Here is a 24046-nt window from a genome sequence, read left to right on the forward strand (position 1 = left end):
TTATCACCGGCCCTGAGGGGCCGGTTTTGTATCTGACTTTCAATTTTCGAGAATACGGCAAGGAGTGACAGCATGAGTCAGGAATGGGATGCCGGTCGGCTGGACAGCGACCTCGAAGGCGTAGCGTTCGATACCCTGGCCGTACGTGCCGGTCAGCACCGTACGCCGGAAGGTGAGCACGGTGATCCGATGTTCTTCACCTCCAGCTATGTGTTCCGCACCGCTGCCGACGCGGCCGCACGGTTCGCCGGGGAAGTGCCGGGTAACGTTTACTCGCGTTATACCAACCCGACCGTGCGCGCGTTCGAGGAGCGCATTGCTGCGCTGGAGGGTGCCGAGCAAGCCGTTGCGACCGCAACCGGCATGGCCGCCATCATGGCGGTGGTGATGAGCCTGTGCAGTGCCGGCGACCATGTGTTGGTTTCGCGCAGCGTGTTCGGTTCGACCATCAGCCTGTTCGAGAAGTACTTCAAGCGTTTCGGTGTGGAAGTGGATTACGTGCCTTTGGCCGACCTGTCGGGTTGGGATGCGGCAATCAAATCCAACACCAAACTGCTCTTTGTCGAGTCGCCCTCCAACCCGTTGGCCGAGCTGGTCGATATCACCGCACTGGCTGAAATTGCTCACGCCAAAGGCGCGATGCTGGTCGTCGATAACTGCTTCTGCACGCCAGCGTTGCAACAGCCGCTGAAAATGGGTGCAGATATTGTCGTGCACTCGGCGACCAAGTTCATCGATGGCCAGGGCCGTTGCATGGGCGGTGTGGTGGCCGGTCGCAGTGAGCAGATGAAAGAAGTCGTCGGCTTCCTGCGCACTGCCGGGCCGACCCTGAGCCCGTTCAACGCGTGGATCTTTCTCAAAGGTCTGGAAACCCTGAACCTGCGGATGAAGGCGCACTGCGCGAATGCTCAGGCGCTAGCCGAATGGCTGGAGCAGCAGGACGGCATTGAGAAGGTGCATTACGCCGGTCTCAAGAGCCATCCGCAGCACGAACTGGCCCAGCGTCAGCAGAAGGGTTTCGGTGCGGTTGTAAGCTTTGAGGTCAAGGGCGGCAAAGAGGGCGCTTGGCGCTTCATCGATGCGACCCGACTGATTTCGATTACCGCCAACCTCGGCGACAGCAAGACCACGATCACGCACCCGAGCACCACCTCTCACGGCCGTCTGGCGCCGCAAGAGCGTGAAGCGGCGGGCATCCGTGACAGCCTGATTCGCATCGCGGTCGGTCTGGAAGACGTCGCTGACCTGCAAGCCGACCTGGCGCGCGGTCTGGCCGCGTTGTGATCGAGTTGTCTACGCCGACAGCAGGTACCCATGGCCGCGTTGCGCTGGTCACGGGTGCTGCGCGCGGTATCGGTCTGGGCATCGCTGCCTGGCTGATCAGCGAGGGCTGGCAAGTCGTGTTGACCGATCTGGATCGGGCGCGCGGTTCGAAAGTGACGAAGGTGTTGGGCGAAAATGCCTGGTTCATTGCCATGGACGTTGCCGAGGAAAGTCAGGTGGCGCTCGGCGTGGCTGAGGTGCTGGGTCAGTTTGGTCGTCTCGATGCGCTGGTGTGCAACGCGGCGGTCGCTGATCCGCACAACATCACACTGGAAAGCCTCGATCTGGCTTACTGGAATCGGGTGCTGGCGGTGAATCTCAGTGGGCCGATGCTGTTGGCCAAGCACTGTGCGCCGTATCTGCGTGCGCACAACGGTTCGATCGTCAATCTGGCCTCTACTCGTGCGCGGCAGTCGGAAGCGGACTCCGAGGCTTATGCGGCGAGCAAGGGCGGCTTGCTGGCGCTTACGCATGCGCTGGCGATCAGTCTGGGGCCGGAGATTCGCGTCAACGCGGTCAGTCCGGGCTGGATTGATGCGCGTGATCCTTCTGCGCGTCGCGCTGAGCCGTTGGCCGATGCCGACCATGCTCAGCATCCTGCGGGCAGGGTAGGGACGGTCGAGGATGTGGCGGCGATGGTTGCCTGGTTGCTGTCAAGGAATGCCGGGTTTGTTACCGGACAGGAATTCGTCGTTGATGGCGGCATGACGAAAAAGATGATCTACAGCGAGTAGGTCGCCTTTTTCGCCTGAATTTGCGTTGAATGAACTGACGCCTTCGCGAGCAAGCTCGCTCCCACATTTGAATGCAATCCCCTGTGGAAGCGAGCTTGCTCGCGAAGGCGGTCTTGCAGGATCGAAACAATTTCGTCTTTTTCAGAAAAACTTCAATCCTGCTATTGACTTAGGTTCGCTACCTGCGTAAATTTCGCGGCCTCGGAGATGCAAACGGGTGATTAGCTCAGCTGGGAGAGCGTCTGCCTTACAAGCAGAATGTCGGCGGTTCGATCCCGTCATCACCCACCACTCCCCGAGAGACTTGCGTAAGCAAGAGCGTAGGCTGAAAGTGCCTGCACCGACGCGCAGCGGTAGTTCAGTCGGTTAGAATACCGGCCTGTCACGCCGGGGGTCGCGGGTTCGAGTCCCGTCCGCTGCGCCATATTTTACGAATCAGACTTGTCTGGTTCGCGATTGCAAAGCACCGAAGCTTGCAGTCAAAACGAGTTACTTGAGCGCAAGCTCAAAGCGATACGCAGCGGTAGTTCAGTCGGTTAGAATACCGGCCTGTCACGCCGGGGGTCGCGGGTTCGAGTCCCGTCCGCTGCGCCATATCTGCTCCAAGGACCACTGAACGCCTTGAAGCACCGAAAACAGCCGTTGGCTGATTCGGAATCGATAGCAAAGACCCTGGTCGAAAGACCGGGGTTTTTTGTGTCTGAAATTTGGCTTTTCCCTCTGCTCCTTCCCCCTGATTCTGAATTCGACACAAATCCCCATGTGGGAGCGTTGGTATGTTCAACGAGCTCCTGCGGTGCCACGTCGCATTGATTTTCTGATCCTTTAGTCAAATTTTTGTAACTGGTTGTTTGCTGCGAGCGCAGAAACCTTTAAAGTTAACCTTTCGGTCAGCTTTGCACTGTCATCACGCCTTTCGTTTAGCCAAGAAAGGCTTCTGCAAGACTCGAGATTCCCCAGTAGATAACCAGAAGGGCGGACACATAACCGCCCAGAGGATGATCCATGTCCAACCGTGAAATATCCCGGCGCTCGTTCCTCCAGGGCGGGCTGGTGGCGGGTGTGAGCGTCACGCTCACGCCGCTCAGCAGTCAGGCGCTGGCTGCCTTGATGGAAAACACCGTCACCGTGCCGTCCGAGAAGTGGCTCGGCAACAACGGCAAGGCGCGTCAGCGCAACGATGCACTGTCCAAGGTCTGCGGCAGCAAAGTCTTTGCTCGCGACATCCGTTCCAAGGACATGCCGGGCTGGCCTGAACAGCAAGGCCACGCCATGCTGCTGAAAACCATCAAGGCTGACCGCATCTACGACGGCTACGACCTGTCGTGGCTTGGCGCTGACTTGCAGCCTGACCGCATTGTCACTGCCGCTGATCTGGACAAGGACGGCATCGTCTTCCCCGAAGAGCACGCGCCGGATCCACTGCTGCCAGAAGGCAAAGTGCCGATGTTCATCGGCCACCCGGTGGCAATCCTGATCTGGAACGACTTCGAGCGTTTCCGCCAGGCCAAGAACAAACTCAAATTCAATGACAAAGCAATCCGCTATGGCAATGTAGCGCCGTTCTACGAAGGCGACCCCTACGGCAGCTTCCGCTACGTGCGCGTCGGCGGCGCGACCTCGGCCGACGAAGATGAATTCGCCAGCCTCAAAGACTCGATCCTGTTCCCGATGCTGAAGAACCGTCGTCCGGTGTGGAATTCCCAGCCGAACCTGCACGGCAATCTGACCGAGCGCGGCTTGTTCTACGCCGACCGCATGAAGCAAGAGATCGACACGCCGTCGGACAACTGGCTGGTGTTCGACGAGCGCTACAAGACCCCGTCGATCGAGCCGGCCGCCATGGAGCCGGACAACGGCAACGGCTGGTACGACCCGAAAACCAAAACCCTGCATTTCGTCGTGGCCACCCAGTGCCCGCTGGAGGCAGCGACCGAAACCGCGAAGATGATCGCGCCGTCGCGTTTCGGCCTCGACAACCTGAACATGCACCCGGGTTACACCGTCGGTTACGGTTCCAAAGACCACAACATCTTCGTCTACTACGCAGCCCTCGCGGCGCTGTATGGCGCAGGTGTGCCGGTGCGTCTGGCCAACGACCGCTACGAGCAGTTCCAGAGTGGCATCAAGCGCCACCCGTTCGACATCCGCTACCAGTTGGCCGTGGACAAGAATGACTACACCTTCAAGATTTTCCGTGCCGAAATGAGCGTCGACGGTGGCGGCCGGATCAATTACAGCCCATCCGTAGCCGCAGTGGGAGCAACAGCCGCGCAGTCGATCTACTACATGCCGCAGAACGACCTGCAGGTCACCGCCTATCACTCGCGTGGTGTTGAGGCGGGTTCGATGCGCGGTTACGGCACCCTGCAAAGCATGGCGGCGACCGAGATGATGGTCGACGAAATCGCCAATCGCCTTGGTGTCGATGCGATCGATCTGCGTCGCAAGAACGCCCTGCGTTCCGGCATGAAAAACACCCAGGGCGCGATTCCGGCCGGTGCTCTGCGCCTGCATGAAATTCTCGACAAAGCCTCGGTGCACGAAGTCTGGAAAAACCGCGACGCGATCAAGAAACAACGCGAAGCGGCAGACCCGGACAACTGGTACGGCGTCGGTTTCGCCATTTGCCAGAAAGACTTCGGCACCGGTTCTGAAGCGCCGATGGCCAGCATCGAATTCACGGCTGACGGTCGCATCACTCTGCGCCACATCGGCATTGAAATCGGCACCGGCATGTCCACCTCGCAAGCCCTAGTGGTTGCCGATTTCCTCGGCAGCCCGGCGCACGAAGTGAAGACTGGCGAAACCGAGTGGAAGGAAATGCAGCTGATCACCAGCGGCAACCCTTACATCATGAGCCAGGCCGAGCAGGACAGCCTGCTGCGCAACCCGCGTTGGGTGGGCAAATTGGCTTCGGCTTCGTCGGCGACCAACTCGGCGTACTACTTCAGTCACGCCACCCGTGAAGCGGCACGCGTGCTGTTCAACAACGGCTTGTGGCCGGCGGCCATGGAAATCTGGCGTCAGGGCCCTTATGGCGGTCAAGCCAACCCTTACGTGGTGCGTCGCGAAGATGCGCATTGGGTCGACGGCAAACTCACGGCCAACGGCATGCAGCCGTTGAGCTTCGAAGAGCTGGCCAAACACGCTCACGAGCGTGGCCTGGTGACCGGCGCTACCGTTCACGCATTCAACCGCTGGAGCTGGGCCGAGGCCGAATACAGCATCGACGGCGTGCGCGAGCGGCTGCCGCTCGACGGTCTGGCGGTGAAATATGGCGATGGCGCGCCGAAGGCGAAGAAGGCGCTGATGAACACCGCTGGTTTCCACCTGTTGGATCGCCAGAACATCAATTACCCGGTTGTCCAGTTGAACAACGCTGCCGTGACTTACTACAGCCCGGTCGCGACACTGGTCGAACTGAAGGTCAACAAAGGCTCGGCGGAAGTCGAAGTGCTCAACCACCATTCGTGGGTCGAGTGCGGTCGGGTGCTGGTCGAAGAACTGGTCAAGGGCCAGCTCGAAGGTGGTATCGCCATGGGCATCGGCCACGCCTTGATGGAAGAAATGCCGCTGTACGAAGGCGGGCCGGGGGAGGGTGACTGGAACTTCAACCGTTACCGTTTGCCGATGGCGCGTCACGTTGCCGTGTGGAAACAGACGTCGGAGATTCTGCCGGCACTGTCGCCAAGTGATCCGTCCAAAGGCATCGCCGAAGTGGTGATGATCCCGATCGTCGGTGCCATCGGTAACGCCGTGGCGCACGCCATCGGTAAACGTGTTCGCGATCTGCCAATCACTGCTGCGCGCATCAAGGAGGCCCTCAATGGCTAACCGTCCGCTTCAACTGACCCTCAATGGTCAATCCGTCGGCCCGGTGGACATCCCTGATGACCTGCCGATGATCGACTACCTGCACGAATACAAGAACCTCACCGGTTCGCGCCTGGGCTGCGGTCAGGGCATCTGCCACGCCTGCGTGGTGATCGTCGATAACCCGGACGGCACCAGCGAAGAAGTGCGCACTTGCATCACCGGCGCGCACTATTTCGAAGGCAAGAAAGTCCGCACCATCGAGTCTCACGCCAAGCGTGACGAGAGCGGCCAGGTCACCGAGCTGAATCCGATCCAGCAACGCTTCGTCGACGAGTTCGCCTTCCAGTGCAGCTACTGCGCACCAGGTTTCGTCAACGCCGCGACCGTGCTGGTCGAGAAGCTGCAGCGCCAGCCGACCGTGCAAAGCAAGCTCGAACAAGTCATCGAGGACAGCCTCGGCCATCACGTCTGCCGTTGCACCGGGTACGTGCGTTACTACAACGCTACCCGCAACGTGCTGACCGATCTCGGCCTGGTCAAGGAGGGTTAAGCATGAAGCTTTTTCTGACTCGCCTGACCCTGGCGGTCGGCCTCGCTGCGCCGGTGTTGTTTGCCCACGCCGATGATCAGGTCAAGCGCGGCGAATACCTCGCCCGCGCCGCTGACTGCATGGCTTGCCACACTGCACCCGGTGGTGCGCCGTTCGCTGGTGGCCTGCCGATTGTGTCGCCGTTCGGCACGATCTACGGCACCAACATTACCCCGAGCAAAGAGCACGGCATTGGTTTGTACAACGATGATGAGTTCTTCGCGGCGCTGACTGAAGGCAAGCGTCGCGATGGCGCGAATTTGTATCCGGCTATGCCGTATACCTCGTATCACCTGATGCCGCGCGAAGACTCGGATGCGATCCATGCGTATCTGAAAACCATCGAGCCGATCGAGCGCGCAGCCCCGGTTACCAGCCTGAGCTTCCCGTTTAATGTGCGTCCGGGCTTGATCGGCTGGAACATGATGTACGGCAAAGCCCTGAAACTGGAGCCGGCCGAAGGCAAAAGCGAAGCCTGGAAGCGCGGCCAGTACATGGTCGAAGTACTCGGTCACTGCGGCGAATGCCACACACCGCGCGGCCTGCCGGGCGCAATGCAGCTGGACAAGCGTCTGACTGGCGGCATCCTCAATGGTTATCTGGCACCGAGCCTGCTGGCCACTGATCTGGCCGCGCGCGGCTGGAACGAGCAGGATCTGGGCACGTTCCTCAAGCACGGCATGAGCGCGCAAGGGACGATGTTCAACGAGATGTTCCCGGTGTTCCACAACAGCACTCAAGGCCTGAGCGATGCCGATCTGGCGGCGATGGCGACGTTCCTGCTCGGCGACAAACCGCCGGCAGCCAAAGCCCTCGTTGAAGTGCCAGTCGAGAAACTCAGCGCCAGCGCCCAGCGCGGCCAGCAGGAATACCTGAACGTCTGCGCCGGTTGCCATGCGGTCGGTGGCGAAGGCAAGCCGCATATCGCGGTGGCCATGCGCGGTAATACCACGTTGCGTCTGGAAGACCCACGCAACCTGTTGCGCGTGATCGAGGATGGTATCGGCGAGCAGAAGTTTTCCGGGTTCGAGCGCATGCAACCGATGCCGGGCTTCGCTGGCAAGCTCAGTCCTGAGCAACTGACTGATCTGCTCAACTACCTGCGTCAAGGTTGGGGTGGTCAATCCGCTGAGTTGGCGGTGAGTGAAGTGCAGAAGCTGCAAGCCGACGCACCGTCCATTGAGCACAAGGCGCACTGACATGCAGCATCTCGATCTACAAGTGGTGCGCCGCGCGCTGGAGTGGTCGGTGGCGGGGCAGCGCATCTGGCTCTGCACCGTGCTGACGACTTATGGTTCGGCACCGCGTGCGCCGGGTTCGCTGCTGGCGGTGAACGATGACGGACAGTGGATCGGTTCGCTGTCCGGTGGTTGCGTCGAGGAGGATTTTCTCGAGCGCGTCGCCGAAGGTGCGTTTATCGATGCGGTCAAGGTCGTGCGATATGGGGAGGGTGATGATCCGCGCTCGCGGGTCAGCCTGCCTTGTGGCGGAATTCTCGATGTGTTGGTAGAGAAATTTGACGCCGACTGCGAGGTACAGGCGCATCTGCGTGAATTGGAGTCGGCGCTGCTCGGTCAGCGCCGCTTGATTCGCGAGGTCGATCTGGCCAGCGGTGCACGCAGTCTGTTCGCTGATCGCGAGCAGGGCGCGCGGATCGAGCGTGAGATTGATCGGGTGCGCGCTCGTGTCGGCGCGGCGCAGCGTTTGTTGCTCGCCGGGTATTCCAGTGTGGCGCAGGCGTGTGCCGAGTTTGCCGTTGGATTGGGTTTTGAGGTGATTCTCTGCGATCCGCGCGACGAGGTGCTTGAAGGCGTGGTGCTGGATGGCGTGGAGATTCGTCGGCAGTTGCCGTCGGTGTTTATTGCTGACGGTAGCTGTCATCGTGATACCGCAGTCGTAGCGCTCACTCACGATCCGCGTATCGATGACCTGGCGATGATGGAAGCGGTGCGCACCGAAGCGTTCTACATTGGCGTGATGGGCTCGCTGCAGACGTCACAGAAGCGCTTCGAGCGTTTGCGTCGAATTGGCGGCTTGGGCGAGGCGGAGCTGGCGCGGATTCATGCGCCGATCGGTCTTAACCTCGGCAGCAAGACGCCAGCGGAAATTGCCTTGGCGGTGCTGGCGGATATCTTGCGAATCCGTAACGGGATTGCCCGAGACCAACTCTGAAACCGTTCTGTGTTGAATAAGAAGGGCCGCTGTTCAGCGGCCCTTTTTTACATCCCGAATTTGTCGCGCAAGCCGTAATACCAAGCGCCCAACGCCGCAAATGGCGTACGCAGCAACTGCCCGCCGGGGAACGGGTAATGTGGCAAATCGGCAAACGCATCAAAGCGCTCGGCCTGACCGCGTAGCGCTTCGGCCAGCACTTTGCCTGCAAGATGCGTGTAGGTCACGCCATGGCCGCTGCAACCCTGCGAATAATAGATGTTGTCGCCCAGGCGCCCGACCTGTGGCAAGCGCGACAGGGTCAGCAGGAAATTTCCGGTCCAGGCGTAGTCAATCTTCACATCCTTGAGCTGCGGGAAGGCCTTGAGCATTTTCGGGCGGATGATCGCTTCGATGTTCGCCGGGTCGCGCGCGCCATACACCACACCGCCGCCGAAGATCAGGCGCTTGTCGCCCGTGAGGCGGTAGTAGTCGAGCAGGTAATTGCAGTCTTCAACGCAGTAGTCCTGCGGCAGCAGCGCTTTCGCCAGCTCGTCACCCAGTGGCTCGGTGGTGATGACTTGCGTGCCGCACGGCATTGATTTGGCCGCAAGCTCCGGCACCAGATTACCGAGGTAGGCATTGCCCGCGACGATGATGAACTTGGCCCTGACCTTGCCCTGCGGCGTGTGCACCACCGGGTTGGCGCCGCGCTCGATGCGCACGGCGGGTGACTGTTCATGGATCGTGCCGCCGAGAGACTCGACCGCCGCCGCTTCGCCCAGCGCAAGGTTCAGCGGGTGGATGTGCCCACCGCTCATGTCGAGCATGCCGCCGACGTACTGATCGCACGCAACCACTTCGCGAATGCGGCGCTGATCGAGCAGTTCCAGTTGCGTATGACCGAAGCGCTCCCAGAGGCGCTTCTGCGATTCCAGGTGGCCCATCTGCTTGGCCGTCAGCGCCGCGAACACGCCGCCGTCCTTCAGGTCGCACTGGATGTTGTACTTGGCCACGCGCTCGCGAATGATCCGGCCGCCTTCGAATGCCATCTGCCCGAGAAGTTGCGCCTGCTTCGGTCCGACGCTGCGTTCGATCACATCAATGTCACGGCTATAACTGTTAACGATCTGCCCGCCATTACGCCCGGAGGCGCCGAACCCGACCTTGGCCGCCTCCAGCACGGTGACGCGAAAACCGTTCTCCAACAGGAACAGCGCTGAGGACAATCCGGTATACCCGGCGCCGATCACACAGACGTCCGTCTCCACATCATCCTGCAAGGCAGGGCGGGGCGGTACGGCATTGGCCGACGCAGCGTAATAAGACTCTGGGTAAGGGGTGTTCGCCATCCTGCAGCCTCTGTTTAATATATTTTACGATTGCGTCGATCCTACCCGAGTTGAAAAACCTCCGCCAGCCACCGGAAAATCTGCGTCGGCGAGCCGAAATTAAATATTTTGCATATTCATAGGGTTAGGTGAAAAAAAGGTGTTGACACCCCTCCGGAATTCCGTAGAATGCCGCCTCACAGCAGGCACGTAGCTCAGTTGGTTAGAGCACCACCTTGACATGGTGGGGGTCGTTGGTTCGAGTCCAATCGCGCCTACCAAACAAAATCCGCTCTGCTGGGCGGTCTAGAAGGGCTCACCGAAAGGTGGGCCCTTTTTTGTTGTCTGCGATTTGCAAAACCCTCCTCAGGGCGCCAGCTGGACCTCGCGTTTAGTCGATCTCAGGGCATTCGAAATTCCATGCGAGGCCTGTTGATCCACTGCGAGTCGTGCTTCACCGTTTAGCGGTCCTTGCTGAATGGCGTGCGCAAGTCCTCGTCGTGCCTCCCGCCTCTGATCGAATTTCTGCGTCGTCGGGTCAGGCAGTTGGTTGACGATTCACCGTTCGTCGCCAGCGCCCTTTGAAAAAGTGTGGATATTGAACAGGTTACGAGTGTTACTAACCAGCCAGTTATCAAAAAAATGTTGTTACTGTTCGTGGGATTAAGTAACATTCGTCCCGCGTTCACCACCACGGTTTATGCATTTTTAAATCCCAAGCTTCCATCAGCTGCTTGGGATTTTTTTTGCCTGCGATTTGCCTCAACTGGCTGAAATCTCTCCTTTCTATCTCTCCTGAAAGCCTGGCGACACCCCGCAGGCACATCCTGGTTTTTTCAACTACTACTGACTGGCCGATTTTCAACTCTGCAATGAGGGGGTATCGATGCTGGTTCATTGGTTTCTTGCAGCTGTTCATCTGCTGGCATTTGCCTTGGGATTCTGGGCGGTACTGACGCGTGGCACGGCGTTTAGTCGCCTTGCTGCCGGTTCAGGCGAGCCCCGGCGCGTTTTGCTGGCCGATAACCTATGGGGCATCTCTGCATTGATTCTGCTGGTGACAGGGGGAGTGCGGGCTTTTGGAGGCTTTGAAAAGGGCACTGACTATTATCTTCATCAGCCACTGTTTCATCTGAAGATGATGCTGTTTGTGCTGATCCTGATTGTAGAACTCGCCCCGATGATCACGTTGGTCAAGTGGCGGATCGCTTCCGCACGCGGCGCAGCAATCGATGCCGGGCGCGCGAAGCTGTACGCGCGAATCAGTCATGTCGAGGCGTTGTTGCTGGTGCTGATGGTGATTGCGGCCACAGGCATGGCGCGTGGTGTGACATTCGGTTAGAGGGCGAATTCTCTGCGCTCTATCGGAAATGTCCGACAGCCAGCCTCGGGGATGGCAGGTAGTATCGGGCAGCAAGAGCATGCGGGGAGAGGTTGGAAGGGGAGTCGGGTTTTGCGTGTCAGGCGCCGTGCCCAACAGAGTGGGGAGCGGATGGCAATACGGCGCGTGAATCTCTAGCCAGTCATTCCACAAGGTAAACGGACTGGCTACTGACTGCGATCTGGCTCAGGGAGTTTGTGGCTTGTCCGGGGCGGTCAGGCCAGCCTGAATGCGCTGGTAAATCTCTTCACGGTGCACGGCAACGTTTTTCGGAGCGTTGATACCAATGCGGACCTGTTGGCCGCTTACGCCCAGAATGGTGATCGTAATGTCATCACCAATGTTTATGCTTTCACCGACTTTGCGGGTGAGTATCAGCATGGTCTTCTCCTTGATTGCTTTGTAGGGCACCTGATTCAGACAGTGCAGAGGTCGGTGGTACGTATAGATTAGTGCGAAGTCTCACGGTTTGGGTGCCTCTTTCTGACGCGCAGAAGCGGCATTAATTCCCAGGGCGTAACTATACAGAGGCTGCAAGCATCAATCTCGTTGTTTTGTGCCCATTTTGCGGGGCTCGCGAAGTATTTATGAATGATAAGATCGCGGCTTTGAGAATTTCGAGGAAAGCGTTGTGCGCAAATTGGTTTGGGTAGTCGCGGCACTGGTATTGGCAGGGTGTGGTGAAGGCAAGAATGTAGAGGCGCCAAAACCACAATCGGCTGCAGTAACCGCGCCGGCGGCGGCCGCTGCACCACAATGGGATCTCGAAGTGCGCGGTGAAACGCCACAGGCTGTCAGCGACCTGAGTGGCTGGCTGATCGAGCACGCCTTCGTGCCTACGGTGATCAAGGACAGCGGCGGCAAAACGCGAATTCTGATTGGTCCGTTCAACTCTCAGGCTGAAGCTGAAGCACGTAAGGTGCAAGTGGATGCAGCGTTGGTGAAGGCCAAGAAACAGAACGTTGAGTCGGTGCTGGTCGAGCATCCGCTCACGCCGTAAACGAACGGGCGTTGACTCTGCCAGTTGATATGGCAGCAGCGGGGCAAGCGATTGAGTTGGCTGACGTCGACATGGAAAAGAACATTCTCCAGGAAATCGCCGACACCGCCACTGACGGCTTTTACGGCTGGATTGCCGGAGAGTCGACAGCCGTCATGAATATTGCGCAGATACCTGATCAAAGAGCGTGGCATACCTCGTGAGTCACTGAGTTTGATGGGCTGCTGGCGACACAACAAAGCCGCTAATCAGGTGCAAAAGAAAAGGCCTCGAACATCACGTTCGAGGCCTTTTTTGTCTGAGCTGCAATCAGCCGCAGGCTTTCATGTTCACCGGGCCGACAAACTCATTGCCGCGCCCCATCACGCACGCCACGCTCTGATTACGCTGACGCTCCCAGTCCTGCACCGGGTAAGTCTTGTCCCACGCTTCATACAATTGGCGATCCTGCTTCGACAGGCGCAAGCCGTATTGCTTGCTCATGTAGAAGTACGTGCGGGCGATCATGCCGCGAATCGACGGGCGGGGCATGACCTTCTTCGCCTTGAAGTCGACCTGGGTCAGGCACGAACCGTATTGCCCGGACTGCACGGGCAACCAGCCGTAGCTGAAGTTGCTGCGATCGCCATTGACCTCGCCAATGCTTGGCACCAGGTTATGCAAATCGGCTTCGGCCTTTTGATAGGTCGGGTCGTAACGGGTGCAGTTCTTGCGTCCGCCTTCCTGCCAGCATTGGCGCTGATGGCCGAACTGCCAGGCCGGCACAATGTGTTCCCACTCGATGCGTGATGCGCGCTTGGCATTCTTGCGCGGTACGTAACCGCAAGCCTTCAGATCAACTTTATTGCCAGTGTACTTGCACCCGCAATAAAACTCTGTGGACTGCGGCGCATACAGTTTCCAGGCGACCTTCTTGGCTTCGGTGAATGTGCGGGGTGCGCCAGCCTGGGCACCCATGGCGAAAAACAACAACAGCAAAGCAAAACAGCGGACACTCATTGAATCAATCTTCCTTCGGCACAACCCAAAAAATCTGCACGCCACCGTCGTCGCGATAGGCGAGGGTGACGTTGTCGTTCTCGTCGATTTCCTCAAGCAGGCGCTCCCACTCGTCCATCGGCTCGTCCGGAAGACGAAAGATCAGTGCGGCTTTGGCTTTTTGTGCGGTGGGGGAATTGATGATTTTCTGAACGCGCATGCCTATGCGTTCGTAAGCGTCAGGAGCATCAGGGGAGGTGGCCACGAGGTTATCCTTATTAAGCTGTACGTGCATACAGTATTTAACTGTAAGCATTTTCGCAACTGCTTAAAATTCAAGAAAATCCTCTGACAGCGGTTTTCGGATTTTGGTGTAGGTCGTGCCGAGTTTTTTGTAGGAAAAGTGCGAGAGCTTTGTGAGCGTTGCACCACCCGCCCGTCAGGCGAGTGGTGCAGGGTGCCCAATCAAGAATTGACCGGGCGAAAGTCCATCAGTATTCCCAGAACATCCGTTGCAGCTCTTTGCTGTCATTGGTTTTGGTCAGGGCGACCATTGCCAGGATGCGGGCTTTCTGCGGGTTCAGGTCGTGAGCGACAACCCAGTCGTATTTGTCGTCTGGCTGTTCAGCGTTACGCAGAACGAAGCCGCCAGCGTTGACGTGGGAGGAACGAATGATTTGCACACCATCCTTGCGCAGCGCTTGCAGGGCTGGAACCACGCGGGAGGAGACCGAGCCGTTACCGGTGCCGGCATGGATGATCGCCTTGGCACCGGATTGTGCGAGAGCCTTGTAGGCAGTATCGCTGACGTTGCCGTAGGAATAAGCGATTTCTACGTCAGGCAGGCTCTTGATATTTTTGATATCGAATTCCGAATCCATGGTGTGACGCTTGGCTGGCAAGCGGAACCAGTAGGATTTGCCTTCAACCACCATGCCCAGTGGGCCCCAGGCGCTTTTGAATGCTTCGGTCTTGATGTTGATCATCTTGCTGACGTCACGACCGGACTGGATTTCATCGTTCATGGTCACCAGTACGCCTTTGCCGTGCGCTTCTTTGCTGCTGGCCACGGCCACGGCGTTGTACAGGTTGAGCATGCCATCGGCGGACATCGCGGTACCCGGACGCATTGAGCCGACGACGATGATTGGCTTGTCGGTTTTTTCTACCAGGTTGAGGAAGTAAGCGGTTTCTTCCAGGGTGTCGGTGCCGTGGGTGATGACGATGCCATCGACGTCTTTGCTATCGGCCAGTTCGGCCACGCGACGACCCAGTTGCAGCAGGTTTTCGTTGGTGATGCTTTCCGAAGCAATCTGCATGACTTGTTCGCCACGCACGTTTGCCAGTTTGCTCAGCTCGGGAATGCCGGCGATCAATTGTTCGACGCCAACCTTCGCCGCTTGATAGGTGGCGCTGTTGGCGGCGCTCGCGCCGGCGCCGGCGATGGTGCCGCCGGTGGCAAGGACTACGACGTTAGCGAGCTTGGTCTGGGTTTCGACTTCTTTCGCCTGAAGGGCGGTGGGCAGGAGTAGGAGAAGGGCCAAAGCGCCCGGAACCAAAGTGTTGAAAGCAGATTTCATTATTTTTCTCTCTAGTAGTGAGACGGTGCTGATGCAGGTTCATCTAGATGCGCCCTGAGCCGATCTGAATGCTCGGGGTGCAGGCTAGGGAGCAGGATCTGTACCAGCCCTACTTTGCTTTAGAGAAATGTTTAACTTGATGATTTACATCAAGATTTTATGGATTTGCAAATGGTGGGGCGAAGCGTTTATCCGGGTTTCCGAACATTGGTGGCTTTCGCGTTCGGTTCACCGAAAGGGATTGCGGCTTTTGTCGAATGAAACCGGTTGTCGGCTCCGGATTCTTTACTAAAGAAACCGGCCTTGAGGCCGATGGTTGGTCTGGGAAACGCTTTTTTAGGGAGTTCACATGTCACTGACGATCGGTTTTTCAAACCCGGGTACAGTCACTATCGGCGGTAAAACCGCAGCGACGATCAATGCGATGAACCAGGCAGAAGCGGACGCTTCCGACGAGGCGCTGGGCGTTGAAAAAGAGCCGAGCAACCAGGTCAGGACCGGCGGCCCTGCGCAAGAAGCCAGTCAGGCCGATAGCGCGGACAGCGGCGACAGTCTGAATGTCACCGTGAAAATGCTGCTCAAGCGGATGAAAGAGTTGCAGAAGCAACTGCAGGAGCAGCAACAGCAACTGGCGGCGGCTCAGGCTGCGAGCTATCCGACGCCTGAGGCCAAGTCGCAGGCGGTGATGTCCATTCAGGGTCAGATCGCGCAGACCAGCGGCGCACTCATGGAGGTCGCGGCGGCGTTGCTCAAGGAAATGTCCCAGGGCTCCACCAGCGGCAACGTGGTCAACACCACTGCCTGAGCATCGAGGGGCGAAGCAACGGATTCGTCCTTTAATCAATACCGATTTCTGATTGTTGACAAATGTCGGCGGGATTCGCATAGTTCGGTCTACGCAAACGTTTGCGCGGCGCTCTCGGGGCACTATGGCCCTGCAGATAGCCAAGTAGCTTACGCCAGCGCAAGCGTTGCTCACAATAATCATAAGATCGGAGTGAACCCATGAAGCTGCCATTCGCTGGACGTCTTCTTGCTGTCGCTATGCTGGCTGCCACAGCCGCCGCACTACCTGTCTCCTCGGCATTCGCCGAATCCGCCGAAAAACCCAAAGTTGCGCTGGTCATGAAGTCTCTGGCCAACGAATTCTTCCTGACCATGGAAGATGGCGCCAAGGCGTACCAGAAAGAACACTCCGCCGATTTTGACCTGATCTCTAATGGCATCAAGGATGAAACCGATACTGCTGGCCAGACCCGCATCGTCGAGCAAATGATCCTGGCCAAGGTCAATGCACTGGTGATCGCGCCTTCCGATTCCAAGGCCATGGTGCCGGTGATCAAGAAAGCCGTCGATGCTGGTATCACCGTGATCAACATCGACAACCAACTCGATCCGGCCATCGTCAAAAGCAAAAACATCAGCGTGCCCTTCGTAGGTCCGGACAATCGCAAAGGCGCCCGTCTGGTCGGTGAGTACCTGGCCAAGCAGCTCAAGGCCGGTGACGAAGTCGGCATCATTGAAGGCGTGTCCACCACGACCAACGCTCAGCAACGTACCGCTGGCTTCAAGGATGCGATGGACGCCGCACAGATCAAGATCGTTTCCCTGCAATCAGGTGACTGGGAAATCGACAAGGGCAACAAGGTTGCCGCTTCGATCCTCAGCGAATACCCGGACGTCAAAGCGCTGCTGGCCGGTAACGACAGCATGGCCGTCGGCGCCGTTTCCGCAGTACGTGCCGCTGGCAAGGCCGGTCAGGTTCAGGTGGTCGGATACGACAACATCAACGCTATCAAGCCAATGTTGAAGGATGGCCGCGTGTTGGCCACGGCTGACCAGTTCGCTGCCAAGCAGGCAGTGTTCGGCATCGAAACCGCGCTGAAAATCATCAAGGGCGAGAAAGTCGACAGCGGCGCCAACGGCGTGATCGAAACACCGGTCGAGCTGGTCACCAAGTAAGTCTTCTGGCGACACAACGGCGCTCGTCCGTCCGGGCGAGCGCATGGAGAGTTTTTATGTCAGTTTCCGCCCCGAACGCTGTCCTCTCGGTCAGCGGTATCGGTAAGACCTATGCGCAACCGGTGCTCACCGGCATCGATCTGACGCTGATGCGCGGTGAAGTGCTGGCGCTGACCGGCGAGAATGGTGCCGGCAAAAGTACCCTGTCGAAAATCATTGGCGGACTGGTCACGCCGACCACCGGCCAGATGCAATTCCAGGGCAAGGACTATCGTCCGGGCAGCCGCACCCAGGCTGAAGAGCTCGGCGTGCGTATGGTCATGCAAGAGCTCAATCTGTTGCCGACACTGTCGGTCGCGGAAAACCTGTTTCTCGACAACCTGCCAAGCAACGGCGGCTGGATCAGCCGAAAACAACTGCGCAAAGCAGCGATCGAAGCCATGGCGCAAGTCGGTCTCGACGCGATTGATCCGGATACGCTGGTCGGCGAGTTGGGGATCGGGCATCAGCAGATGGTTGAAATTGCCCGTAACCTGATTGGCGATTGCCATGTGCTGATTCTCGATGAGCCGACCGCGATGCTGACCGCACGTGAAGTCGAAATGCTGTTCGAGCAGATCACCCGGTTGCAGGCGCGCGGCGTTTCGATCATTTACATTTCCCACCGTCTCGAAGAGCTGGCCCGTGTCGCACAGCGCATTGCCGTGCTGCGCGACGGCAATCTGGTCTGTGTCGAGCCGGTGGCCAATTACAACAGCGAGCAACTGGTTACGCTGATGGTCGGTCGTGAACTGGGCGAACACATCGACATGGGCCCGCGCAATATCGGCGCCCCGGCGCTGACTGTCACGGGTTTGAATCGCTCTGACAAAGTGCGCGATGTTTCATTCGAAGTCCGTGCCGGCGAGATCTTCGGGATTTCCGGATTGATCGGGGCAGGGCGCACAGAACTGCTGCGACTGATTTTTGGTGCGGACGTTGCCGACAGCGGCACCATCGCGCTCGGCTCCCCGGCCAAAGTGGTCAGTGTGCGCTCGCCGGTCGATGCGGTGCGCAACGGTATCGCATTGATCACCGAAGACCGCAAAGGTGAAGGCCTGCTGCTGAGTCAATCGATCAGCGCCAACATCGCACTGGGCAACATGCCGGAAATCTCCAGTGGCGGTGTCGTCAACAACGGCGACGAAATCGCTTTGGCGCAGCGTCAGATCGACGCCATGCGCATCCGCAGTTCGAGTCCGACACAATTGGTCTCCGAGCTGTCCGGTGGCAACCAGCAGAAGGTCGTGATCGGCCGCTGGCTGGAGCGCGACTGTTCGGTGCTGCTGTTCGACGAGCCGACCCGTGGCATCGACGTCGGCGCCAAGTTCGACATTTATGCCTTGCTCGGCGAACTGACGCGCCAGGGCAAAGCGCTGGTGGTGGTGTCCAGTGATCTGCGTGAGTTGATGCTGATCTGTGACCGCATCGGCGTGTTGTCGGCCGGCCGGTTGATCGACACCTTCGAGCGCGACAGCTGGACCCAGGATGACTTGCTTGCCGCCGCGTTCGCCGGCTACCAAAAACGTGATGCGTTGCTCAATGAAGCGGCGCCTAGGGATCTCCCATGAAAACTGCATCTCCTGCCGGCAAACGTAGTGGCAACTTCTACGGTCTGGGCACTTATCTGGGCCTGGCCGGCGCCTTGCTGGCGATGATTGCGCTGTTCTCGGTCTTGAGCAGCCACTTTCTGTCCTATAACACCTTCAGTACGCTGGCCAACCAGATCCCTGATCTGATGGTGCTGGCGGTCGGCATGACCTTCGTGTTGATCATCGGCGGCATCGACCTTTCGGTGGGTTCGGTATTGGCGCTTGCCGCTTCGACGGTCAGCGTCGCCATTCTCGGTTGGGGCTGGAGCGTATTGCCGTCGGCGTTGCTCGGAATGGCAGTGGCGGCGCTGGCTGGAACCGTCACCGGTTCGATCACGGTGGCGTGGCGGATTCCATCGTTCATCGTTTCTCTCGGTGTGCTGGAAATGGCTCGGGGTCTGGCTTATCAGATGACGGGATCGCGCACCGCGTACATCGGTGATTCGTTTGCCTGGCTGTCGAACCCGATCGCGTTCGGCATCTCGCCATCGTTTATCATTGCTTTGCTGGTGATTATCATCGCTCAGGCCGTGTTGACCCGTACCGTATTCGGTCGCTACCTGATCGGCATTGGCACCAACGAAGAGGCGGTGCGCCTCGCGGGGATCAATCCGAAACCCTACAAGATTCTGGTCTTCAGCCTGATGGGGCTGCTGGCCGGTATCGCTGCGCTGTTCCAGATTTCCCGTCTGGAAGCCGCTGACCCGAATGCCGGTTCCGGTCTGGAGTTGCAGGTAATCGCAGCTGTGGTTATCGGTGGTACCAGCCTGATGGGCGGGCGTGGTTCGGTGATCAGCACATTCTTTGGCGTGTTGATCATTTCGGTCCTGGCGGCAGGTCTGGCGCAGATCGGTGCGACTGAGCCGACCAAACGAATCATCACCGGCGCCGTCATCGTGATCGCGGTGGTGCTCGACACTTATCGCAGTCAGCGCGCCAGTCGCCGGGGCTAAGAGATGGCAACGATCAAGGATGTGGCAGCCCTCGCGGGGATTTCCTACACGACGGTGTCGCATGTGGTGAACAACACCCGGCCGGTGAGTCGGGAGGTGCGGTTGAAAGTCGAGGCGGCGATCAAGAGCCTCGACTATGTGCCGAGTGCGGTGGCGCGCTCGCTCAAAGCCAAGACCACTGCAACCATCGGCCTGCTGGTGCCCAACAGTCTCAACCCGTATTTCGCCGAGTTGGCGCGGGGCATCGAGGATTATTGCGAGCGTAACGGCTATTGCGTGATCCTCTGCAACTCCGACGACAATCCCGACAAGCAGCGCAGCTATTTGCGCGTGTTGCTGGAGAAACGCATCGACGGTTTGATCGTTGCTTCCGCTGGCGGTGACAGCGGTCTGGCGCAGGGGTTGGCCGGGGTGAAAACGCCGATGGTCATCGTCGACCGAGGTCTGGATGGCGTCGATGCCGATCTGGTGCGTATCGACCACGAATACGGCGCTTACCTCGCGACCCGGCACTTGCTTGAGTTGGGGCACCGCGACATCGCCACCATCGGCGGCCCGGCCAGCACCAGTGTTGCGCAGATGCGTCTGGCCGGTTATTGCCGAGCGCTGAAAGAGGCGGGCGTTGACGTCCGTCAGGAGCGCATGCTGGAAAGCGATTTCACCAGTACTGGCGGGTACAACGCAGCGGCGATTCTGCTCGAGCGCAATCCGCCGAGCGCAATCTTTGCCGGTAACGACATGATCGGCATTGGTGTGCTGCGAGCGGCGGCGGAGCGCAATGTGCGCGTGCCGAGCGAGCTGTCGGTGATTGGTTTCGACGATATCCAGATGAGTCGTTACGTCTACCCGGCACTCACCACGGTGGGGCAATCAATCCTGCAACTGGGCGAGATGGCGGCCGAAGTGCTGCTGCGCAGGATTGCCACGCCGAGCCTGGGCACTGATCAACGGATCGTGACCCCGAGTATTGTCTTGCGCGAATCCACTGCACCGTTGTCCGGCGTGTTCACCGAATACCGCTGAAACCGAATTGACGAGTAATGATGTATGCCAGCAAATGTAGTGGTAATAGGCAGCCTGAACATGGATCTGGTGACCCGGGCGCCACGGCTGCCGGTCGGCGGCGAAACGTTGATCGGTCATTCGTTTGCCACGGTTTCCGGCGGCAAGGGCGCCAATCAGGCGGTGGCCGCAGCGCGTTTGGGCGCGCAGGTGGCGATGGTTGGCTGTGTTGGCAGCGACGATTATGGCGTGCAACTACGCAACGCCTTGTTGGCCGAACAGATCGATTGCCAGGCAGTGAGCACCGTCGATGACTCCAGTGGCGTGGCGTTGATCGTGGTCGATGACAACAGTCAGAACGCCATTGTCATCGTCGCCGGCGCCAATGGCGCCATGACGCCCGCAGTGATCGACCGGTTTGATGCGGTGCTGCAAGCCGCAGACGTGATCATCTGCCAGCTCGAAATTCCGGATGCCACGGTGGGGCATGCGCTCAAGCGTGCGCGCGCGCTGGGTAAAGTTGTCATCCTCAATCCGGCACCGGCCAGTCGTCCACTGCCGGCGGACTGGTTTGCGGCGATCGACTACCTGATCCCCAATGAGAGCGAAGCGACCGTGTTGAGCGGCTTGCCGGTGGACTCGCAGGAAACGGCAGAAAGTGCAGCCAGTCAGTTGATCGCTATGGGTGCGGGCAAAGTCATTATTACCCTTGGTGCGCAAGGCTCGCTGTTCGCTAATGGCCAAAGCTTTGAGCATTTCCCGGCGCCCAAAGTGAAGGCTGTCGACACCACGGCCGCAGGCGACACGTTCGTGGGTGGTTTCGCTGCTGCGCTGGCCAATGGCAAGTCCGAGGCCGAGGCGATTCGTTTCGGGCAGATCGCCGCCGCGTTATCGGTAACCCGCGCCGGCGCACAGCCGTCCATTCCAACCCTATCCGACGTACAGGCCTTTAAACCCGCATGAAAAAGACTCCTCTGCTCAACGTCGCATTGTCGCGGCTGATCGCGTCCCTGGGCCATGGCGACATGGTGGTCATTGGTGATGCCGGGCTGCCAGTGCCGCCGGGTGTCGAGCTGATTGATCTGGCGCTGACTCACGGCATCCCGGATTTCGTCAGCACCCTGAAGGTCGTGCTCAGCGAGATGCAAGTGGAAAGCCATGCATTGGCCAAAGAAATCTTCGACAAGCAACCGACCGCGCTGAATACCCTGGAGCAGTTGAGTGAAGAGGGCGCTCTGGGCCGTCGTGATCTGCTCAGTCACGAGCAATTCAAGGTTCTCAGCCGACAGGCTCGGGCGATTGTTCGTACAGGGGAATGCCAGCCGTACTGCAACATCGTGCTGGTCGCTGGAGTCACCTTTTAACTTTTGATTTCACAAGCACAAGGAATGCGCCATGCAACGCTATGCTCAGAAACTGCATCAATTCATCCGGAGCCTGCTGCTTTTGTCCGTAATAACTGCCACCGGCGCCCAGGCGGCGGAAAAAATCGACCTGATCATCGACACCGACCCGGGTGCCGACGATGTGGTCGCCTTGCTGTTCGCCCTGGCCTCGCCGGACGAACTTAACATTCGCGCGCTGACCACCGTGGCCGGCAACGTGCGCCTCGACAAGACTTCGCGTAACGCACGACTGGCGCGCGAGTGGGCAGGGCGCGAGGACGTACCGGTTTATGCTGGCGCGCCGAAGCCGCTGATGCGCACACCGATCTACGCCGAGAACATCCATGGCAAGGAAGGCCTGTCGGGTGTCACCGTGCACGAACCGAAAAAGGGGCTGGCTGAAGGCAATGCGGTCAATTACCTGATCGATACCCTGAAAAAAGCCAAGCCGCACAGCATCACGATCGCCATGCTCGGTCCACAGACCAACCTGGCGCTGGCGCTGATCCAGGAGCCTGAAATTGTTCAGGGCATCAAGGAAGTGGTGATCATGGGCGGGGCGCACTTCAACGGTGGCAACATCACCCCGGTGGCGGAATTCAACCTGTTTGCTGACCCGCAAGCGGCTGAAGTGGTCCTGAAAAGCGGCGTGAAACTGACCTACCTGCCGCTGGACGTGACCCACAAGATTCTCACCAGTGATGCGCGCCTGAAACAGATCGCTGCGCTGAACAACAACGCGAGCAAGATTGTCGGCGACATTCTCAACGAGTACATCAAAGGCGATATGGAGCACTACGGTATTCCGGGTGGTCCGGTGCATGACGCTACCGTTGTGGCCTATCTGCTCAAGCCGGAACTGTTCACCGGTCGCTCGGTGAATGTCGTGGTGGATAGCCGTGAAGGGCCGACTTTCGGTCAGACCATCGTCGATTGGTACGACGGCCTGAAGGCGCCGAAAAACGCCTTCTGGGTGGAAAATGGCGACGCGCAAGGCTTCTTTGATTTGCTCACCGAGCGCCTGAAGCGTCTGAAGTAAGCTACTCGCCCGCAGGTGCCAGCCTGCGGGTTTACCCTTTCTCTACGTGTTCGTGTTCGACCTGTTCGGTCGGGTAGCGCTCGAAAATCTGCTTGATGAATTGCTTGGCCGCTTCTGTGCCCAACTCTTTGACCAATAAATCGATACCAATCAGCGCAAGCTCCTCGGTGGTTCCCGGGCTGTAAGAGCTGTGTCCGTCTGCCCATTTGGCATTAATGGCGGCGTCGATGCTGATGGTGGTCATGAGAGCGCTCGAATAGTCGGAAGATCTTGGGTTTGAGTTAACCATTTTGTCGGGCATTTGGCACTGCGACTTAGGCATGAACGGATCGCTATGCGACACTTGGTCTTTTAAAGCTTTTCAAGGATCGTGTTGTGCAGATCGATTTGAACACCCCTGACGGCCTCACGCTCGACGCGGTGCGCCAGTTGCTCGCCTCGGCCAGTGATGACGAACACACGCAGCTGCGCGTGACCAAGGGCGGTATCGCTTACATTTCCTCCGGCGTTACCGGTGGGCAGGATATCGACGGCTTGCTGTTTCGCCTGGAAACCTGGGCCAAGGGCTCGGGCTACGTGGGCAATGTCGCGGCCAGTGACGAGGTGTGGGTGATGCAAATTTTCAATGCGCTGAAGGACAACTGGCCGAATCCGCCGTATGACTACATCGACGTTTATTGAGCGTCGTTAATATTCAGTCACGATTGATTGATGAAGTGACGCATGCCCCTCAGGCACACTCGGCGTTTTTCCGATCGTGGGGCAGGGTGATTGGTGATGGCCTTGGCTGTGAAACCAATCGCTTGAATGGCGGTCGCACGATCTCAGTTTAACCATTTTGAAAACAAGGAGGCTTCATGCCTTTGAAGTTCGCGACACTGGGTGCACTTATGGCCGCTGCCATGCTGGCCGGTTGCAGCACGACCTCCAGCGAGTCGGCAAAGGAATCTGCGGCAACCGAAGCCGGTCACAGCCGCTGTGAAGCATCGGCGGCGGAATTCGCCATTGGCAAGAAAGCTTCGCCAGAGCTTCTGGAGCAGGCGCGCAGCAAAGCCGGGGCGCAAAATGCCCGCTTCCTCAAGCCGAACGACATGATCACGCTCGAGTACCGCTCCGATCGCTTGAACCTGAACACCGACAACAATCTGGTGATCACTCGCGTCAACTGCGGCTGATCACGCGCCACTT

General features: G+C 58.7%; 26 protein-coding genes and 4 tRNA genes. 23 read left to right on the top strand and 7 right to left on the bottom strand.

The genetic code is table 11. The features are described from left to right. The first annotated feature begins 72 nt into the window (after positions 1-72). The 9 genes from AB4N74_RS04650 to AB4N74_RS04690 all read left to right on the top strand — a co-directional run bounded on the left by AB4N74_RS04650 (position 73) and on the right by AB4N74_RS04690 (position 8637). Positions 73-1284, top strand: a complete 1212-nt coding sequence (locus AB4N74_RS04650) for an O-succinylhomoserine sulfhydrylase (protein WP_093432099.1) — start codon at positions 73-75, stop codon at positions 1282-1284. Further along, positions 1281-2057: an SDR family oxidoreductase gene (locus AB4N74_RS04655; protein WP_257358064.1), complete on the top strand. Its 777-nt coding sequence runs from the start codon at positions 1281-1283 to the stop codon at positions 2055-2057. Before AB4N74_RS04650 ends, AB4N74_RS04655 begins: the two co-directional genes overlap by 4 nt. Positions 2058-2272: 215 nt before the next feature. After that, a tRNA-Val gene (locus AB4N74_RS04660) sits at positions 2273-2348 on the top strand. Positions 2349-2404: 56 nt separating this feature from the next. Continuing rightward, positions 2405-2481, top strand: a tRNA-Asp gene (locus AB4N74_RS04665). A 93-nt stretch (positions 2482-2574) separates the two neighbouring features. Beyond that, positions 2575-2651, top strand: a tRNA-Asp gene (locus AB4N74_RS04670). Positions 2652-3062: 411 nt separating this feature from the next. Next, on the top strand, positions 3063-5894 hold the full coding sequence (locus AB4N74_RS04675) for a xanthine dehydrogenase family protein molybdopterin-binding subunit (protein WP_099758540.1): 2832 nt from the start codon (positions 3063-3065) through the stop codon (positions 5892-5894). Next, a complete protein-coding gene (locus AB4N74_RS04680; protein WP_038369461.1) occupies positions 5887-6426 on the top strand; it encodes a (2Fe-2S)-binding protein in 540 nt (179 codons plus the stop codon). The genes AB4N74_RS04675 and AB4N74_RS04680 overlap by 8 nt, the downstream gene beginning before the upstream one ends. Before the next feature lie 2 nt (positions 6427-6428). Then, complete coding sequence (locus AB4N74_RS04685; RefSeq protein WP_460098439.1) at positions 6429-7664, top strand: c-type cytochrome; 1236 nt, start codon at positions 6429-6431, stop codon at positions 7662-7664. Position 7665: 1 nt separating this feature from the next. Continuing rightward, positions 7666-8637, top strand: coding sequence for an XdhC family protein (locus tag AB4N74_RS04690; RefSeq protein ID WP_460098441.1), 972 nt, complete (start codon positions 7666-7668; stop codon positions 8635-8637). Positions 8638-8684: 47 nt separating this feature from the next. Here the strand turns inward: AB4N74_RS04690 and AB4N74_RS04695 are convergent, their stop codons facing one another. Further along, entirely contained in the window at positions 8685-9968 is a 1284-nt protein-coding gene (locus AB4N74_RS04695) for an NAD(P)/FAD-dependent oxidoreductase (protein ID WP_093432114.1), read from the bottom strand. Between the two features lie 183 nt (positions 9969-10151). Between AB4N74_RS04695 and AB4N74_RS04700 the strand changes: the two genes are divergently transcribed. Then, positions 10152-10228: transfer RNA gene (locus tag AB4N74_RS04700), tRNA-Val, on the top strand. 404 nt (positions 10229-10632) lie between these two features. Here the strand turns inward: AB4N74_RS04700 and AB4N74_RS04705 are convergent. Beyond that, the gene (locus AB4N74_RS04705; RefSeq protein ID WP_460098443.1) at positions 10633-10845 is read right to left on the bottom strand and encodes a hypothetical protein; all 213 of its coding nucleotides are present in this window, start codon (positions 10843-10845) and stop codon (positions 10633-10635) included. Between AB4N74_RS04705 and AB4N74_RS04710 the strand changes: the two genes are divergently transcribed. Continuing rightward, positions 10834-11289, top strand: coding sequence for a DUF2214 family protein (locus AB4N74_RS04710; RefSeq protein ID WP_460098445.1), 456 nt, complete (start codon positions 10834-10836; stop codon positions 11287-11289). The two genes, AB4N74_RS04705 and AB4N74_RS04710, sit on opposite strands and share 12 nt — an antisense overlap. Before the next feature lie 225 nt (positions 11290-11514). Here the strand turns inward: AB4N74_RS04710 and csrA are convergent, their stop codons facing one another. Next, positions 11515-11709 carry a carbon storage regulator CsrA gene (csrA, locus tag AB4N74_RS04715; RefSeq protein ID WP_003179932.1) on the bottom strand — a complete coding sequence of 65 codons (195 nt, stop codon included), beginning with the start codon at positions 11707-11709 and terminating at the stop codon, positions 11515-11517. Positions 11710-11959: 250 nt separating this feature from the next. On the opposite strand from csrA, the gene AB4N74_RS04720 reads away from it, so the two are divergent. Together AB4N74_RS04720 and AB4N74_RS04725 are read left to right on the top strand one after the other, a co-directional pair. Then, the gene (locus AB4N74_RS04720) at positions 11960-12328 is read left to right on the top strand and encodes an SPOR domain-containing protein (protein WP_257358069.1); all 369 of its coding nucleotides are present in this window, start codon (positions 11960-11962) and stop codon (positions 12326-12328) included. 11 nt (positions 12329-12339) lie between these two features. Next, entirely contained in the window at positions 12340-12531 is a 192-nt protein-coding gene (locus tag AB4N74_RS04725) for a hypothetical protein (RefSeq protein WP_306674245.1), read from the top strand. A 106-nt stretch (positions 12532-12637) separates the two neighbouring features. Here AB4N74_RS04725 and AB4N74_RS04730 read toward each other — a convergent pair whose 3' ends face one another. From AB4N74_RS04730 to AB4N74_RS04740, 3 genes are all read right to left on the bottom strand, one after another. Beyond that, positions 12638-13327, bottom strand: a complete 690-nt coding sequence (locus tag AB4N74_RS04730; protein ID WP_093432123.1) for an endonuclease — start codon at positions 13325-13327, stop codon at positions 12638-12640. Between the two features lie 4 nt (positions 13328-13331). Next, on the bottom strand, positions 13332-13601 hold the full coding sequence (locus AB4N74_RS04735; protein ID WP_371748305.1) for a DUF1654 domain-containing protein: 270 nt from the start codon (positions 13599-13601) through the stop codon (positions 13332-13334). Between the two features lie 196 nt (positions 13602-13797). Next, positions 13798-14886, bottom strand: a complete 1089-nt coding sequence (locus AB4N74_RS04740) for an asparaginase (RefSeq protein ID WP_034152752.1) — start codon at positions 14884-14886, stop codon at positions 13798-13800. A 349-nt stretch (positions 14887-15235) separates the two neighbouring features. Between AB4N74_RS04740 and AB4N74_RS04745 the strand changes: the two genes are divergently transcribed. The 8 genes from AB4N74_RS04745 (at position 15236) to AB4N74_RS04780 (ending at position 22858) form a co-directional block, all read left to right on the top strand. Continuing rightward, positions 15236-15691 carry a hypothetical protein gene (locus tag AB4N74_RS04745; RefSeq protein ID WP_093432134.1) on the top strand — a complete coding sequence of 152 codons (456 nt, stop codon included), beginning with the start codon at positions 15236-15238 and terminating at the stop codon, positions 15689-15691. Positions 15692-15891: 200 nt separating this feature from the next. Then, the gene (locus AB4N74_RS04750) at positions 15892-16848 is read left to right on the top strand and encodes a sugar ABC transporter substrate-binding protein (protein WP_016984936.1); all 957 of its coding nucleotides are present in this window, start codon (positions 15892-15894) and stop codon (positions 16846-16848) included. 56 nt (positions 16849-16904) lie between these two features. Then, positions 16905-18458 (top strand): sugar ABC transporter ATP-binding protein, encoded by a 1554-nt coding sequence (locus AB4N74_RS04755; protein ID WP_460098449.1) that lies wholly within the window; start codon positions 16905-16907, stop codon positions 18456-18458. Then, positions 18455-19432: an ABC transporter permease gene (locus tag AB4N74_RS04760; protein ID WP_093432140.1), complete on the top strand. Its 978-nt coding sequence runs from the start codon at positions 18455-18457 to the stop codon at positions 19430-19432. The genes AB4N74_RS04755 and AB4N74_RS04760 overlap by 4 nt, the downstream gene beginning before the upstream one ends. A gap of 3 nt (positions 19433-19435) precedes the next feature. Further along, positions 19436-20455 carry a LacI family DNA-binding transcriptional regulator gene (locus tag AB4N74_RS04765; protein WP_186624928.1) on the top strand — a complete coding sequence of 340 codons (1020 nt, stop codon included), beginning with the start codon at positions 19436-19438 and terminating at the stop codon, positions 20453-20455. A gap of 24 nt (positions 20456-20479) precedes the next feature. Then, a complete protein-coding gene (rbsK, locus tag AB4N74_RS04770; protein WP_116255302.1) occupies positions 20480-21397 on the top strand; it encodes a ribokinase in 918 nt (305 codons plus the stop codon). After that, positions 21394-21798, top strand: coding sequence for a D-ribose pyranase (rbsD, locus tag AB4N74_RS04775; RefSeq protein ID WP_093432146.1), 405 nt, complete (start codon positions 21394-21396; stop codon positions 21796-21798). The genes rbsK and rbsD overlap by 4 nt, the downstream gene beginning before the upstream one ends. A gap of 31 nt (positions 21799-21829) precedes the next feature. Beyond that, positions 21830-22858, top strand: coding sequence for a nucleoside hydrolase (locus AB4N74_RS04780; protein WP_093432149.1), 1029 nt, complete (start codon positions 21830-21832; stop codon positions 22856-22858). A gap of 31 nt (positions 22859-22889) precedes the next feature. Here the strand turns inward: AB4N74_RS04780 and AB4N74_RS04785 are convergent, their stop codons facing one another. Then, entirely contained in the window at positions 22890-23102 is a 213-nt protein-coding gene (locus AB4N74_RS04785; protein ID WP_460098453.1) for a hypothetical protein, read from the bottom strand. Positions 23103-23233: 131 nt separating this feature from the next. Here AB4N74_RS04785 and AB4N74_RS04790 point away from each other — a divergent pair, with 131 nt between their 5' ends. Continuing rightward, on the top strand, positions 23234-23539 hold the full coding sequence (locus AB4N74_RS04790) for a hypothetical protein (RefSeq protein WP_007913485.1): 306 nt from the start codon (positions 23234-23236) through the stop codon (positions 23537-23539). Positions 23540-23715: 176 nt separating this feature from the next. Then, positions 23716-24033, top strand: coding sequence for an I78 family peptidase inhibitor (locus tag AB4N74_RS04795; RefSeq protein WP_093432154.1), 318 nt, complete (start codon positions 23716-23718; stop codon positions 24031-24033). The last annotated feature ends 13 nt before the right edge of the window (positions 24034-24046 follow it).

The organism is Pseudomonas sp. H3_C08 (assembly GCF_054669455.1).

What these genes read in the sequence shown, in the direction of transcription:
- AB4N74_RS04650 (WP_093432099.1), top strand. Translation starts at nt 73, where the DNA reads ATGAGTCAGGAATGGGATGCCGGTCGGCTGGACAGCGACCTCGAAGGC.
- AB4N74_RS04675 (WP_099758540.1), top strand. Translation starts at nt 3,063, where the DNA reads ATGTCCAACCGTGAAATATCCCGGCGCTCGTTCCTCCAGGGCGGGCTG.
- AB4N74_RS04680 (WP_038369461.1), top strand. Translation starts at nt 5,887, where the DNA reads ATGGCTAACCGTCCGCTTCAACTGACCCTCAATGGTCAATCCGTCGGC.
- AB4N74_RS04685 (WP_460098439.1), top strand. Translation starts at nt 6,429, where the DNA reads ATGAAGCTTTTTCTGACTCGCCTGACCCTGGCGGTCGGCCTCGCTGCG.
- AB4N74_RS04690 (WP_460098441.1), top strand. Translation starts at nt 7,666, where the DNA reads ATGCAGCATCTCGATCTACAAGTGGTGCGCCGCGCGCTGGAGTGGTCG.
- AB4N74_RS04695 (WP_093432114.1), bottom strand. Translation starts at nt 9,968, where the DNA reads ATGGCGAACACCCCTTACCCAGAGTCTTATTACGCTGCGTCGGCCAAT.
- AB4N74_RS04710 (WP_460098445.1), top strand. Translation starts at nt 10,834, where the DNA reads ATGCTGGTTCATTGGTTTCTTGCAGCTGTTCATCTGCTGGCATTTGCC.
- AB4N74_RS04705 (WP_460098443.1), bottom strand. Translation starts at nt 10,845, where the DNA reads ATGAACCAGCATCGATACCCCCTCATTGCAGAGTTGAAAATCGGCCAG.
- csrA (WP_003179932.1), bottom strand. Translation starts at nt 11,709, where the DNA reads ATGCTGATACTCACCCGCAAAGTCGGTGAAAGCATAAACATTGGTGAT.
- AB4N74_RS04730 (WP_093432123.1), bottom strand. Translation starts at nt 13,327, where the DNA reads ATGAGTGTCCGCTGTTTTGCTTTGCTGTTGTTGTTTTTCGCCATGGGT.
- AB4N74_RS04735 (WP_371748305.1), bottom strand. Translation starts at nt 13,601, where the DNA reads ATGCACGTACAGCTTAATAAGGATAACCTCGTGGCCACCTCCCCTGAT.
- AB4N74_RS04740 (WP_034152752.1), bottom strand. Translation starts at nt 14,886, where the DNA reads ATGAAATCTGCTTTCAACACTTTGGTTCCGGGCGCTTTGGCCCTTCTC.
- AB4N74_RS04745 (WP_093432134.1), top strand. Translation starts at nt 15,236, where the DNA reads ATGTCACTGACGATCGGTTTTTCAAACCCGGGTACAGTCACTATCGGC.
- AB4N74_RS04750 (WP_016984936.1), top strand. Translation starts at nt 15,892, where the DNA reads ATGAAGCTGCCATTCGCTGGACGTCTTCTTGCTGTCGCTATGCTGGCT.
- AB4N74_RS04755 (WP_460098449.1), top strand. Translation starts at nt 16,905, where the DNA reads ATGTCAGTTTCCGCCCCGAACGCTGTCCTCTCGGTCAGCGGTATCGGT.
- AB4N74_RS04760 (WP_093432140.1), top strand. Translation starts at nt 18,455, where the DNA reads ATGAAAACTGCATCTCCTGCCGGCAAACGTAGTGGCAACTTCTACGGT.
- AB4N74_RS04765 (WP_186624928.1), top strand. Translation starts at nt 19,436, where the DNA reads ATGGCAACGATCAAGGATGTGGCAGCCCTCGCGGGGATTTCCTACACG.
- rbsK (WP_116255302.1), top strand. Translation starts at nt 20,480, where the DNA reads ATGCCAGCAAATGTAGTGGTAATAGGCAGCCTGAACATGGATCTGGTG.
- rbsD (WP_093432146.1), top strand. Translation starts at nt 21,394, where the DNA reads ATGAAAAAGACTCCTCTGCTCAACGTCGCATTGTCGCGGCTGATCGCG.
- AB4N74_RS04780 (WP_093432149.1), top strand. Translation starts at nt 21,830, where the DNA reads ATGCAACGCTATGCTCAGAAACTGCATCAATTCATCCGGAGCCTGCTG.
- AB4N74_RS04785 (WP_460098453.1), bottom strand. Translation starts at nt 23,102, where the DNA reads ATGACCACCATCAGCATCGACGCCGCCATTAATGCCAAATGGGCAGAC.
- AB4N74_RS04795 (WP_093432154.1), top strand. Translation starts at nt 23,716, where the DNA reads ATGCCTTTGAAGTTCGCGACACTGGGTGCACTTATGGCCGCTGCCATG.